Source organism: Streptomyces sp. NPDC029138, assembly GCF_055564375.1.
The window spans coordinates 54,925-68,238 of the sequence record NZ_JBVHWM010000021.1; the positions used below are offsets into that span (position 1 = coordinate 54,925).

Annotated in this window: 11 protein-coding genes; 5 read left to right on the top strand and 6 right to left on the bottom strand. The window is 63.7% G+C overall.

The features are described from left to right. Nucleotides 1–70 precede the first annotated feature (70 nt). Complete coding sequence (locus ACZ4WH_RS18890; protein WP_468181756.1) at nucleotides 71–577, bottom strand: protein-tyrosine phosphatase family protein; 507 nt, start codon at nucleotides 575–577, stop codon at nucleotides 71–73. A 100-nt stretch (nucleotides 578–677) separates the two neighbouring features. On the opposite strand from ACZ4WH_RS18890, the gene ACZ4WH_RS18895 reads away from it, so the two are divergent. Further along, the gene (locus ACZ4WH_RS18895) at nucleotides 678–1,481 is read left to right on the top strand and encodes a nuclease-related domain-containing protein (RefSeq protein ID WP_468181758.1); all 804 of its coding nucleotides are present in this window, start codon (nucleotides 678–680) and stop codon (nucleotides 1,479–1,481) included. Between the two features lie 105 nt (nucleotides 1,482–1,586). Here the strand turns inward: ACZ4WH_RS18895 and ligD are convergent, their stop codons facing one another. Continuing rightward, entirely contained in the window at nucleotides 1,587–2,474 is an 888-nt protein-coding gene (ligD, locus tag ACZ4WH_RS18900; RefSeq protein WP_468181760.1) for a non-homologous end-joining DNA ligase, read from the bottom strand. 54 nt (nucleotides 2,475–2,528) lie between these two features. On the opposite strand from ligD, the gene ku reads away from it, so the two are divergent. Further along, on the top strand, nucleotides 2,529–3,641 hold the full coding sequence (ku, locus tag ACZ4WH_RS18905) for a non-homologous end joining protein Ku (RefSeq protein WP_468181762.1): 1,113 nt from the start codon (nucleotides 2,529–2,531) through the stop codon (nucleotides 3,639–3,641). Between the two features lie 461 nt (nucleotides 3,642–4,102). On the opposite strand, the gene ACZ4WH_RS18910 is transcribed toward ku, so the two are convergent. The 3 genes from ACZ4WH_RS18910 to ACZ4WH_RS18920 all read right to left on the bottom strand — a co-directional run bounded on the left by ACZ4WH_RS18910 (nucleotide 4,103) and on the right by ACZ4WH_RS18920 (nucleotide 6,315). After that, nucleotides 4,103–4,558 (bottom strand): GNAT family N-acetyltransferase, encoded by a 456-nt coding sequence (locus ACZ4WH_RS18910; RefSeq protein ID WP_468181764.1) that lies wholly within the window; start codon nucleotides 4,556–4,558, stop codon nucleotides 4,103–4,105. 623 nt (nucleotides 4,559–5,181) lie between these two features. Further along, the gene (locus ACZ4WH_RS18915) at nucleotides 5,182–5,541 is read right to left on the bottom strand and encodes a hypothetical protein (RefSeq protein ID WP_468181766.1); all 360 of its coding nucleotides are present in this window, start codon (nucleotides 5,539–5,541) and stop codon (nucleotides 5,182–5,184) included. Nucleotides 5,542–5,586: 45 nt separating this feature from the next. Then, nucleotides 5,587–6,315, bottom strand: a complete 729-nt coding sequence (locus ACZ4WH_RS18920; RefSeq protein ID WP_468181768.1) for a hypothetical protein — start codon at nucleotides 6,313–6,315, stop codon at nucleotides 5,587–5,589. A gap of 564 nt (nucleotides 6,316–6,879) precedes the next feature. Here ACZ4WH_RS18920 and ACZ4WH_RS18925 point away from each other — a divergent pair. Then, a complete protein-coding gene (locus ACZ4WH_RS18925) occupies nucleotides 6,880–8,064 on the top strand; it encodes a hypothetical protein (RefSeq protein ID WP_468181770.1) in 1,185 nt (394 codons plus the stop codon). Nucleotides 8,065–8,110: 46 nt separating this feature from the next. Further along, nucleotides 8,111–10,783 (top strand): ATP-binding protein, encoded by a 2,673-nt coding sequence (locus tag ACZ4WH_RS18930; RefSeq protein ID WP_468181772.1) that lies wholly within the window; start codon nucleotides 8,111–8,113, stop codon nucleotides 10,781–10,783. A gap of 393 nt (nucleotides 10,784–11,176) precedes the next feature. Here ACZ4WH_RS18930 and ACZ4WH_RS18935 read toward each other — a convergent pair whose 3' ends face one another. Then, complete coding sequence (locus ACZ4WH_RS18935) at nucleotides 11,177–12,271, bottom strand: DUF1152 domain-containing protein (RefSeq protein WP_468181775.1); 1,095 nt, start codon at nucleotides 12,269–12,271, stop codon at nucleotides 11,177–11,179. Between the two features lie 81 nt (nucleotides 12,272–12,352). Here ACZ4WH_RS18935 and ACZ4WH_RS18940 point away from each other — a divergent pair, with 81 nt between their 5' ends. Continuing rightward, complete coding sequence (locus ACZ4WH_RS18940) at nucleotides 12,353–13,093, top strand: GntR family transcriptional regulator (protein ID WP_468181777.1); 741 nt, start codon at nucleotides 12,353–12,355, stop codon at nucleotides 13,091–13,093. Nucleotides 13,094–13,314: the final 221 nt, after the last annotated feature.

Consider the following 13,314-nt stretch of genomic DNA (forward strand, 5'->3'; position numbering starts at 1 on the left):
GACGGAAGTGAGCTTTGTGCTGCTTCGCGGGTGCCTGGCGAGGCTGTCCGTGCTGCGGGCGCGGGCGAGACTACTCGGCCAGCTCCTCCAGCAGCCGCACGGTCGACAGGCCCGCCCGCAGGTACTCCACGAACAGCTCGTTGTGCAGCGCCCAGGCCGAGCGCCGGGCCCGGATCAGCTGGATCGCCTGGTCGGCCGAGTCACCCCGCTGCACGAGCGCGTGCGCGATCACCAGCCCCGAGCGGTTGTACCCGTGGTAACAGCGCACGAGCACCCGGCGGCCGGCGTCCAGCGCCTCGTTCACCGCGCGCGCCAGCCGGATCACCCCGGCGAGCTGCGTCCCGTCCAGCGGGCCGTCCGGGATCGGCCACACATGGTGCTCCACGCCCGGATCAGGGCCGTACCCCGGCAGCCGCAGCAAGGACTGCACCACATCGAACTCGTCACGGACGACGGCGAACTCCAGGCGTCCGGTCCGGCCCCGGAACTCGTGCCCGCCCATCCACAGGCCGGGCACGATCTCGCTCCACGGGCTGTCCGGAGCCGGTATGTCGGGCTGCTTTCCGCGGGTCCGCAACGGCGCCTCCCCAACTCCCCCTCACCGGGCCGCCCTCCACCGTAACCGGTCTTGCCCCGGGAGCACCCCGCCTGTTCCCATGGTCGAGGGGTGATGGCGCATGAGCGGACTGCGCGTGGTGCCGGCCTTCCGGCACGGCCGGGAGCGGCTGTACGTCTGCCGCGAGGACGGCAGCAATATCGCCTGGTACGACCGTGAGACAGGCCGGGTCAACCTGCTCGCCGAGGACAGCGGGGACGCTGTGCTCCACGCCCTGAAACCCTTCCTGACCGGCCCGGTGACCGTGGGCCCGCCCCCGGTCCCGACCCCCGCCGAACTCGCCCGGCTCACCCTGCACCCGGACGACGACCTGGCCCCCAACCGCCCCGGCGAGGCCCTGCTCGTCGCCCTCGACCGCGACCCCGGCCCCGCCCACCGGCTGCGCCCCGACCCGCGCCGGCGCGCCCTGACCGCCGAGCAGACCGTCGGCGAGGCCCTGGACGGCCTGGAGGGGGCCGGCTGGCACACCCTGCACTCCCTCCCGCTGCCCGGCGGCGACCGCATCCACCACCTGGTGATCGGCCCCGGCGGCCTGTTCGCCGTCCACGCCCTGTACGCCCGCAGGACCCGGGTCCTGGTCGCCGACCCGATGGTCACCCTGGGCCGCCGCGAGGCCGAGCCGCTGCTGCGCCGGCTGCGCGCCGACGCCGACCGTGCCGCGTACGCCCTGACCGCCGAGGTCCGCCCGCTGCTGGCCCTGGTCGGCCCGTCCGAGGTGACCGTGACGGCGTCGCCGCGCAGGGTGCGGATCATGACGGAGACCGAGCTGGCGGCTCTGGCCCGGCTGGGCGGGGTGCTCAAGCCGGCGGACGTGGAGGCGCTGCACGGGATGGCCCGGGACCGGAACACGTGGGGGAGGCTGTAGCGGAGGCAGCCCACAAGGGAGGAAGTGGCGGCCGTCATGGGCCAGCTGCGCGCCGCCTCCCACGCGCTGGCCCGTACGGGCATACCGCCCAGCCGTGACCCGCCGTCACGGCAACGGAGCCGCCGACCCCCGGTCCAGCAGCGGCGCCATCAGATCCCCGTGGTCCCGCAAGCGCGGCGCCATGTCCTCCGCGTGGAACTCCAGCTGCCCGGGGCGCCGGCAGCCGGCCACCTCCTCCCAGGTCACCGGCGCGGACACCAGGGGGACACGGCGGGCGCGCACGGTGTACGGGGTGGCCGTGGTCTTGCGGGCCGCGTTCTGGCTCCAGTCGACGAACACCTTCCCCGGCCTCAGGCTCTTCGTCATCCGGTGCACCACCAGCCGGGGCATCGCCCGCTCGGCCTCCACCGCCAGCGCCTTCGCGTAGTCGGACGTGTGTTCGGAGGAACTCCCGCGCACCGCCGCCAGCAGATGCAGCCCTTTCGACCCGGCGGTCTTCGGGTACGCCTCGATCCCGTCCGCCGCGAGCCGCTCCCGCAGCCACAGCGCGACCTCGCAGCAGTGCACGACCGTCGCGGGGGCGCCCGGATCGAGGTCGAAGACCAGCCGATCCGCCTCCTGCGGGCGCTGCACCAGCCACTGGTGCGTGTGGAACTCGGTGACCAGGTTCGCCGCCCAGACCAGGCTCGGCAGATCCTGCACCACGACCATCCGGGCCGGGCTGTCCGCCGACGACCGCGGGACCTCGGCGGTGGTGACCCACTCGGGCGTACCCGGCGGCACGTTCTTGGTGAAGAACAGCTGGCCCTCGGGGCCGTCCGGATAGCGCAGGAAGGACACCGCCCGGTCGCGCAGATGCGGCAGCAGGGCCGTGGCGGTGGTCGCGTAGTAGTGCAGCAGCTCCCCTTTGGTGAAGCCGGTCTCCGGATACAGCACCTTCTCCAGGTTGCTGAGCGCGACCCGGCGCCCCTCCACCTCTGTGATAGGCGTCATAAGATGACAATCCCAGACGAACCGGAAAAATCGGCAAAGGGAAGGATGCGGCACGTGCGATCGATATGGAACGGCGCCATCTCCTTCGGGCTCGTCAGCATCCCGATCAAGCTGGTGAACGCCACGGAGAGCCACGCCATCTCCTTCCGGCAGATCCACACCGAGGACAACGGCCGCATCCGCTACCGCAAGGTGTGCGAACTGGAGGACCGCGAGGTCAGCCAGGCCGAGATCGGCAAGGCGTACGAGGACGCCGACGGCTCGATCATCCCGATCACCGACGAGGACCTCTCCCACCTCCCGATCCCGACCGCCCGCACGATCGAGATCGTCGCCTTCGTCCCGGCCGACCGGATCGACCCGCTCCAGATGGGCGCGGCGTACTACCTGGCCGCCAGCGGAGCCCCCGCCGCCAAGCCGTACACCCTCCTGCGCGAGGCCCTCAAACGCAGCAACAAGATCGCCATCGCCAAGTACGCCCTGCGCGGCCGGGAACGCCTCGGCATGCTCCGCGTGGTCGGCGACGCCATCGCCATGCACGGCCTGCTCTGGCCGGACGAGGTCCGGACCCCGGAGGGCCTCGCCCCCGACACCGCCGTCACCATCCGCGACAAGGAACTCGACCTCGCGGACGCCCTGATGGACACCCTCGGCGAGGTCGACCTGGAGGACCTGCACGACGAGTACCGGGAGGCACTGGAGGAGGTCATCGCCGCGAAGGCCTCCGGCGAGGTCCCGCCCGAGACCCCGGAGCCCGCCGCCGGCGGCAAGGTACTGGACCTGATGGCCGCCCTGGAGAACAGCGTCCGAGCGGCCCGCGAATCCCGCGGCGCCGCCCCGACCTCCGAGGAGGAGGCCGAGATCAGACCCCTGCGACGGGGACGGGCGGAACCCAAGGAGACGGAGGCCAAGAAGTCGACGTCGGAGAAGAAGACGGCCGCCGCTAAGAGGGCGACGCCTGCGCGCAAGTCGACGGCCAGGGCGGGGGAGTCGACGGCCGGGGCGGGGGAGGGGGCGGCGAAGGCGGGGGAGGGGGTGAAGAGGGCGGCGAGCGGGAAGAGTACGGCTTCCTCGAAGAGCACGGCGGCTGCGAAGAGCACGGCCGCGAAGAAGGCGACGAAGAAGACGACGGCGAAGAAGACGGCCACACGGAAGAGGCCGGCGTGAGGGGTGCGGTATTGGACAAAGCGACCGGAAGCTGGTGGACGGACGTACGCCCATCCACCGGGCAACCCTGTCCGATTCGCGCTCTTTACGCAGACCCCTTCCCCTGTCGAACCTGCGCTCAGGGTCTTGGTCACACGAAGGGGGGAGGCGCCTGCCCGGGCGCCGGCGAGGATGGATGGCGAGGATGGATGCTGCCTCGACGGCCACTTTGCTGGCCGCGTTCACGACCGCGTTGGGCTCGAATGCATTGATGGACCGCAGGAAATCGCCAACCGCAAGATCGAAGAGTTGCTGCACGAATAGGAGTGGCGAGGAACATGGCCATTAGCCCCTGGTCCGCGTGCGGCCGGGGGCTTCGTCGTGTCCCGGTCGAAGGGCGTCGGCCGCTGGTCGAATTCCAGAGCCCGCCAAATTGTTAGTCAGGTGGCTACCGGAAACTGTCTGTGGTTTCCCACACGAGCTTACTGAGCGGGGAAGGTGAGCCGCAGAACGATCTCGCCATCGTCGATCTCCCCGGTGGGCTCGAATCCGAACTTCTGGTAGAAGGGCCACGGTTCGCCGTCGCCGGGATCGTAGCTGGTCAGCAGCTCGGTGGCGCCGTCCGCACGAACCAGGTCGGCGATCTGTGTGAGAGTCTCTCGGCCGATCCCTCGCCTCTGGTGCCGCTTGTCGACGAGGAGGCGCCAGATGAAGTGCCGCCCTTCGTAAGGACCAGCCGGCGGCTTCCACGACAGCATCACGAAGCCGACTGGCTCGTCACCGAGGTACACGGCGCGGTACCAGGGATTGGCCTCCGGGTGCTGGGCCGCCTGCTTGAGCGACTTGGACACGGAGGCAACGAACTGCTTCTGATCACGTCGGACGCGGAGGGCACGAACAGCATCCCGGTTGTCGTCGGTGATCTCCCGCAGGTGCACGCCTGGAGGCCTCATGCCACACCCCTTCCTTCATGCGGCGGCTGCGCCGGCCGGGCCGACGTGAGGAGCCGCCGCCGTGCGGCAGTCAGTTGTGTGCACGCACTATCGAGGACGCCAGGTTGGACGTCCTCGCAGCGTATTCGACCCCACGGATCCGGAGCGGGACCGGCACGCCGGGCTGTGGGCGCTCCGAGCTAGCTGCTCTGACCTGGGCAGACGCGCTCAGATCTTGTCCACGAATAACCACAGACCCCGTCGTACGGCCGCTCCGGGCCGCATACGCCTGCACAGACGCGAAGACCCCGGCCTCAGCGTTTCCGCTGGTGACGGGGTCTTTCCTTCTTCGAGGTGCCCCGGCAGGATTCGAACCTGCGCACACGGCTCCGGAGGGCCCTTCAGCTTATGGACGACTTGCTGGTCAGAGGGCTTTCGAGTCAAGGTTGCCGGTGATCTGTCCACGAATAGTCCAGAGCCAGTCGGCCTCTTCGTAGTGCTTACCCTTGACGCAGCACAAGTTTGTCAGCAGGCCCGACAGCTCGATCTGTGGTGGGTTGTCGAGTGCCGTTGGCGTCTGCCGCCGGGCGTGGCGTGGCCGGCCGGAACCCACCGCCCAGAGGTGAGCGTCACGCCACGAAGCGAACCTCGCCTTCCTGGTTCACGGCAAACACTTCTACAGCGAGTAGATCGCGCACGGCCTGAGGCACGCGCAGCGCCGCGGTGACGCCACGCTCGGGTACGACCACGGCGTACGTCGTCGCCTCCTTGCTCGTCATGCGGCGCAGAAGTTGCCCGTACGCGGTGTCGATGTCCAGGCCTGGCGCACTGGTCTCACCCTTGACCTCAGCAAGGAGGTGGCGTCCGTCTGGATGGACCGCGTTGACGTCCACATCACCGCGCTCAGATTTGGCGCGCAGAGTCCATCCACGGCTGACTAGCCATTGCTCGAATGCCGCTTGTACACGGCTTTCATCTCCCCGCGGCATGTCCTCCCCTTATCGGTGGTGCCCATAAGCTCTGCTACTGAGTGATCAGGGAGCAGCACGTGTGAGGATGGCCCCAGCGTAGATTGCATAGCTCGCGGCGGTCATCAACATCCCATGCATGCCATTAAACAGGTCTCCTGGGCGTTGTCGTTCTGCTAGCACCTCAAGGTTCATGCTCTCCCGGAACAAGTTCCGGAACAGGCTTTCTGTGTCCCGATACTTGGAATTGAGCGCCACATGAAATACCGCGCCCGCCATGACCACAAGGTCCTGCGGAACGTCCTTGATCATGTCGTTCGCGGGAAAGATGACCTTTTCTTGCAACGTGTTTGCCACGTTGCCTCCCGTACTCTTCGCGATCCCGAGCGACCAAATGAATGTCATGACGTTGAAAGTGTAGAAGGTCAGCTCATGGGTCAACGCGGGAGCTTTTCCCCTTTGGCGTTCTTTTGTATTTCTGCGGCGCTGCCGCTCATTGGTCCGGAGATTGACAAGGCTTTTGCTGTAGGCGGCAACGGGCGCGTAGAGCAGCTCGGTGTTGCACTCTGGAGACCCATCACCTGCTGCTGCCAGCGTGCGCATGACGAGGCCCGCGGCGAAGGGGTCTAGCTCGAGGTCTGCGAACGGCGGGTAGAGGGCCTGGTCAGGCCACAGGGGATGCACCTGGTCGCAAACGAGACACTCGGGTCTTCCAGGGGCGGTGAACCCAGCGATGCTCAGCGGATTGGGAGTCACCCAGACATTCTCAACCACGACACTCTGATCTGGTGCCATGCTGCAGTGATCAAGTCGGCATTCGTCCAGAGACGTTGAGCCCGGACGGTGGGCACGGTCCGCGAACCTCGCTTGCTACCGCTGCTAGCCCCGACTAGGTCGAACAGACGGCGCTGTACCAGGTGGCTCGGGCGTAGCACACCTCCGCAACGGCCCTGCAGCGTGACACGGTGCGCTCGTCGCAGGCACCCCGGCAGGGCGCTGCGTGGCGCACTCGCTGACGTTGATTGCTCTTCAAGGCTTGCTCGACTGGATGCGACCTATCGCCCGCGAGGGAATGTTTGCCGCGGATCAATTGGGCGATTTCGGGCGATTCCCGTCATCTCGGCGCGCGTCGCAAAGAGGGGGATCGTGGTCGGAGTGTGCCAGTCTAAGGCTGCACTCCGTGCATCGATCGAACTGGCCTGCCCGGCTCAGTCTTTGGTGCGAGGAGCGCAGCAGTCTCGGCGAGATGCGAAGCCTTGCTAACTAGTCGTAACGGCGTGTTGACTGGAAAGATCGACACTGATTGAATGCCTGCAGCACGTTTGACCGTGCCGCCCAGGCAACACGGAGGAGTGCAGCTTGAGCGCCCGAACCATTCATCCCTTCCCAGCTCGGATGGCTCCTGATATCGCCATCAATCATCTTAAGGGCGACGGCGCGAGCGGCTCGCTAGCTGTATTGGATCCCATGTGCGGATCGGGCACTGTGTTGGCGGCTGCAACAGCGAATGGGCATCGGGCGCAGGGATTTGACGTAGATCCGCTCGCAGTCTTGATGAGTAAGGTTGCTACCCAGCACGTTGACACGTCGAAAATGCTTGAAGAAGCAGAACGCGTGATCTCCTTGGCTGAGCGCTCCCGCATTAAGTCGTTGCCATGGTCCGACGCGGAAACCGCTAAGTTTGCTGAGTACTGGTTCGGTCATGGTCAGCGAACGCAATTGAATCGAATTTCCAGGGTGATTAACAACCTTGAAGACGTTCCGGTTCGAGAAGCACTCCAGATTGCCCTTAGTCGAACAATTGTGACAAAGTCGCCGAAGGCTTCCCTCGCCGCCGATACGTCACACAGCCGTCCTCACAAGGTCATGCAGGAATCGGCCTACGACGTATTGGCCGGCTTCAGTAAATCAGTTAAGGAGCTAAAACGTCTCCTTGACCAGCGCGAGGTTCGAGGTTCCGCAGGAGTGGGGCGAGGCGACGCTCGTTCATTGCAACTAGAGGATGAGTCGGTTGATCTGGTCATCACCTCCCCTCCCTATCTAAATGCCATTGACTATCTCCGTGGACATAAACTTTCGCTCATTTGGCTTGGATACTCAATTCCTGAACTGCGAAAGATTCGATCTGGCAGCATCGGTGCGGAGCGGGCGTTGGGTGAGCCGTCGAGTGAGCGAGTTGACGCAATGGTTGAGTCAATCAAGGCGTCCGTCCCTAAGCCTGACCTCCTACCAATTGCAACAATCACAAGGTATGCACGGGATCTTTGCATGTTCGGGGATGAGTTGCATCGTGTTAGCAAGCCCGGCGCTACGGTCGTCACGGTGATCGGTAACTCGACTCTGCGTGGGAACTATATTCAGAATGACTCCCTTGTGGGCCTTGCGTATGAGGCATCGGGGTTTCGAGTGGTGGACCAAACGGAAAGGGCTCTACCAGAGAATCGTAGGTACCTTCCGGTGTCATCAGCTAATCCGTCATCATCAATGACGAAGCGGATGCGCAAAGAGGTAGTCTTGACGGTTGAGCGCCCAACGGGGCGTTAGTAGCGCTGGCATACAGGCATCATGCATATCCCGGGGGGGAATACCTGTGACCGCAGAATCTCGGCAGTCGAATGAACCTACTCCACAAGCTGAGGAGGAATACCTCGTTCCCGTCTCGACACTCATCAGTGGCGGGTCGCTAGTAGACCGGGTTCCTCTTCAACTTTCGTTTGGCATCATTGAACGTTTCTCGGAAGGCCTTTACAGCTCTCCGAATAAGGCTTTTGAAGAGCTGATCACTAACTCGTACGATGCCGGTGCCAAGCGCGTTTGGGTAGCACTTCCGAATGACCTGGCAGCTGCGGGCGCAGTCGTCGTGGTTGGTGATGACGGCGAGTCAATGGGGCAGAGCGATCTTCACGACCTCTGGAAGATTGGTGAGTCAAAGAAGAGGACGCAGAGGCCGCCGGCCGGACGTAAAAACCCTGTTGGTAAGTTCGGAATCGGCAAACTCGCTACGTATGTTCTTGCGCGATCTCTTACATACTTGGTGTATCAGGGAGGGACCTATAGGGCTATCACTATGGATTTCTCTCTGCTGGAGAATGCGCCCACTGGGCTCCTGAATACAGTCGACCTTCGTTTGGACATGGTGGAACTTAGTCGAGAGGATGTCCTCTCGACGCTGGAAAACGCCTTCAGTTCCCTGGGTGAGAACAAGGCGTTCCTTGAGTCGATTCGAAATGAAGAGCCGGAACACTGGACAGCGGCCATTCTTGCTGACCTAAAGCCTGCGGCGACAGAAATTGAGCTCGGCAGGCTCAGGTGGATTCTCCGGACCGCATTGCCGCTACATCCGGACTTCAAGCTCTACTACAATTCTGAGGACTTGGAGTCCACCAAGGCAGACAAGGAGAGGCTCTGGGAGTTTGTGGTTGGTAAGGATGAGGATCAACTTCCTGGTCGCGGGAAGGGGAAGAAGTCAGAGTGGGCGCAATTGCCGAGCTCTGAGATTGAGCTTCCGGACGGTTCCACTGCCAGCGCGCTCCAATTGCCTCATGCGGGCCCAATTGCCGGCAGGGCCATCCTTTTCAAGGATCTCATCAACGTAGGTAAGAGTGAACGGATTGAGAGGAGTCATGGCTTCTTCGTCCGGGTGCGGGGAAGGCTGATTAATCTAGGGGTCGAGGCGGCAGACTTCGATCTAGATGTCGAGTTGCGGCATGGAACCTTGAGTCGCTTCTTCATGGAAGTTTGGGCCGATGGGCTCGATGAAGGGGTGGCCAGTGCACGAGAAAGCATCAAGGAGTCCTTGGCCCTAGATGAGGTCAAGTCTTACCTTAAGGCGGTTTTCAATAGAGCACGCACGATAGCTCAGGAGAAGGACCGGGACGATCAGCTTGGCCGACTTGGAAAAGATAACAGGCTAGCCGATCCACCCCTGGCGCTGAGTCAGGGACCGCTACGTCGAATGCTAAGGCGTGCGGCAGAGGGTGACAGCCTTGTTCAGGAGAGCCTGGGCATTGTTCCCTCTCAAGAAGAGGAAATGGCTAATGCGGTAGAGAGCAAAGACGATCTAGTGGAAAAGATCGTCATGGAACCGCAGGTGTCTAGCGCGCGTTTCGTCTCGTATGATCCGGCACGGAAAACTGTAGTTCTCAACGAATCACACCCCTTTGTAGCAAATTACAAGGATGCCAAAAAGGTTGATGAACCGCTCCGTCTGCTCGGCCTAACCGAGCTTCTAACTGAGGCATACATGCTTGACGAGAACGTGGCGCCAGAAATCGTTGAGCGTGTCATGCGACGGCGGGATTCGTTCCTTAGGGCATTGGTCAAGCGATATCCGCGGTCAGCTACGGTGATAGCCCAGCACCTGAATGACGCACGCAACCGAAAAGATGACCTGGAAGATGCGGTCGCCGATGCTTTTTCCATCCTGGGCTTCCATGTAGTGAAACGTGGAGGTGCAACTCATGGGACGGACGGCATCGTAACTGCTCGACTTGGGCGGCGTCAGGAAAATGCTCAATCGTCTAGCTACGCATTTACTTATGATGCGAAGTCAAGTGGTGAATCGGTTGTGATTCACCTGGACGACGACGGTGTTGAGATCCCTATAGAAAACACCTCTAAGGTAGCTAAGATCAGGGCCGACACGGCGAGGACTTCAATCCTCCGAGTGCATCGCGAGAGCCTGGCGAAGGATGCCTCCGTCGAAATCAAGCCCGATTTTACTGTGGTCGTCGCTCCAGACTTTCAAGGTGCCGAGGATCCCGAAGCTTTGTTGGCTAAAGTTTGTGAGAACGACGACATCGTTCCCATCCGTGTTGCCGACCTAGCGAAGCTAGTTGAGGTGTTTCCGCTGCAGGGTTTGTCTCCTGCTTCGATCAGGCCGCTATTCGACCTTCGTTCGCCGGCGGACACTGCTGATTGGATTAAGCAGCAGGAAAGGAGCGTTTCAGTTCCTCGCCCTCGGATCGACCGGCTGGTTCAAGTCCTTGAAAAGTACAGCGATAAGCCGGTCGCAACTAAGATTCAGCATCTCCATGCCTGGATGATCGCAGACGAATGGACCGGAACGGAGATCGAGCTAGAGGGCTTGGTTCGAGGTCTGCATGCTCTTGCACCGGTTTCTTTCTTTTACCAGGATGGCTATATTGCTCTGAATTCCTCGATAGAGGCACTGTATGGGGAGATTCGTGCGTCATTGGAGGTTTACGAGGACGGAGGCATGGTTGCTCCGTATCTTTCCTCCATGCCTCAGGCGTCAGAATAATGCAGTCTGAAAATTTGGCCGCTATATGTAACGCGCAAGTTGCCCGGAGGGCGGGTGCGTCCCTTCAAGGTCGGTGCAGCGGCTTTGGGCTGGAGCTGCTTTGGCGCGAGTGATCATGGCCCCGTAAGCTTCCGGCGCGTCGGGCAGTCTGTGGACCTGCCCGGTAAAGCACGACGTTGGGGCCATGATCTGCGAGGCTCGCGCCAAAGTGGCTGCCTAAAGCCGTGGAGCCGACCGGCCTCAGCCATAGAGGGTTTTCCTACCTCTGCCCGCTGCACGCAGCGCGCCGCCGGGCGCGGCCAGCCGGGGCGGAGACAGGAGGCAGGCCGCGCCGCAGAGGCGGCGCGCGCCCGCGCCGTGCGCGGGCCTTGAACCCGTAGAGAAGGTTGTAACTCAGTCCGTGGTTGGGATGCGCCACAAGGGAGCTGCGTACTGCTCTGGGCGGCTACTGATGAGGAGTTGGCGTAGCTCTTCGCGCTGGGAGCCGCTGAGGTTAAGGGCCTCGGTGATACGGCGGAACGTCGTGTGGGTGACTCCGCGGGCTTTGGCTTCAGCCTGGAACTGGTCGAGCCGGGACAGCACGTCGGCGGGATCGAGCTTCGCGGGCGTCCGCTCGGTGAGCCAGGTTGCCTTGTTGCGCTCGTAGTCGATTTCCGAGAAGCCGCAGATTTCCCGGCTGTACGCCTCGGCCTCGTCCAGGGTGGCCGTCGCCATGACGGCACGGGCCAGGCTGTTGCGGCTGACCGCGTCGTCCATGTCGACTTCGTGGACTGTGGCTCCCTCGTCGGTGAGGGGTACGGCAAGGCCGGCATCGCGTACCTCGCAGATGCCGCGGACTCCCCGAGCTGTTGCGGCGAGCATCGCGGTCGCTTCTGAGGGGTGCCACTCCAGCACGGTACCGACCACCTCCACATCCTTCGACGTGAAGGTATGGACAAGGGTGCCGAGCACGGGGCGCAGGTCGTCGGGTGGGACCTCGCCGTCCAGTCCCGGGCCTGCGATCAGCAAGCGGATCGGGGCGTTTACCTGGCAGCAGGCGGCGAGTGTGATTGCGTCGGCAAGCGGGCTCTTGAGCGTGGGTTCGTCGCCCTGAGCGAGGATGTCTCCGCCGACGTCCAGCAGATCGATCGACGTGGGGGCCAGGTGGTCCACCAGCTCTTCCAGCTGCCGCGTGATGCCCTCGGCACCGTGGTGCGGGTCGAGCAAGGCGAAGGTGTGGGGGAGCTGCGCCGCGAGTCGGGGCAGTGTTGAGCCTGCCGGTGGGATCGGCTGGGCCTCGGCCGGCACCGACCAGACGGAGCGAGTGACGGATTCCAGCCCAGTAAAGCTGCCGGCTCCTCGGGGGCCCGGGAGCGGGTCGACCAAGAGGCGGTCCCAGGCGTAGGTGAGGATCACCGCCTGGTGCTCGGCGCCGTACAGGCCGGCGTGAAGCATTGCGGCGGCGACTGCGTCGCCCCCTCCTCCTGCTGCGACGATCAACCGCGTCATGTGTTCCACATTACGGGCTCTGATATTGGCCACTCACCCTATAGTGGCTAGAGGCCATAGCCACTTTGAGAAGGAGGGGACATGCCCCAGATCGAGGAGGCTCAGCCGAAGTATCTGCAGATCGCGCACTACATCCGCGATCAGATCCTTCGGGGAGACCTGCGGGCGGGGGACGAGGTCCCCTCGGAACGGCAGTTGGCGGCGGACTGGAAGGTCTCCCGGCCTACGGCCGCCCGGTCACTGGAGGCGCTGAGCCATCAAGGGCTCGTCGAGAAGCGCCAAGGGTCGGGTACCTATGTGCGCAGCCTCGAAGTGAACCGGCGTGCACGGGAGTTGTACGGCCGCGCGCGCCAGACAGGGAAGATCTACACGTCCGGCGAGTACGCGGTGATCACGTCGGCCGGGTGGATGGACGCACCCGATCACGTCGCCGAGGCCCTGGGGCTGGCGAAGGACCGTCGGGCGGTACACCGCCGGCGGGTGACCAATAACCAGGACGGGCCCATCACCCTGTCCACGTCTTGGTTCGCTCCGGACGTCGGTCAGCGCGCGCCCAAGCTCCTGGAACCGGAACGGATCCAGGAAGGGACGCTGATGTACGTCGAGAACATGACGGGGCGGAAGGGCAGTTACGCCGAGGATCGCATGTGTGCTCGGACCGCTACCGACGAAGAGGCATCTGACCTGCAACTGGACGCCGACTCAGCCGTGTTGATCGTTCACCACGTGGTCTACGACCTCCAGGATCGGCCACTGGAATTCTCCGAGGCGACCTATCCGCCGCACCGCTGGGCGTTCGAGCAGGGCTACCCCCTCGCCTGATTGCAGGGCAGTTCGCGTGAACCGCTTGCGCACCACAAGTGGCTAATGCCACTATCCAGGAAGTGGCTAATGCCACTTAGGAAGGGGGCACGGGCGTGACGAGTCAGCGGCCGGATCGGGGCACGCACTTAGCTTGCCGGGGATGCCGGGGGCGCGGCTGGAAGCGAGTCAGTTCGCGTACGTCGGTGGCCCTTGCCACCGCCAACGACCGCACCCGTGCC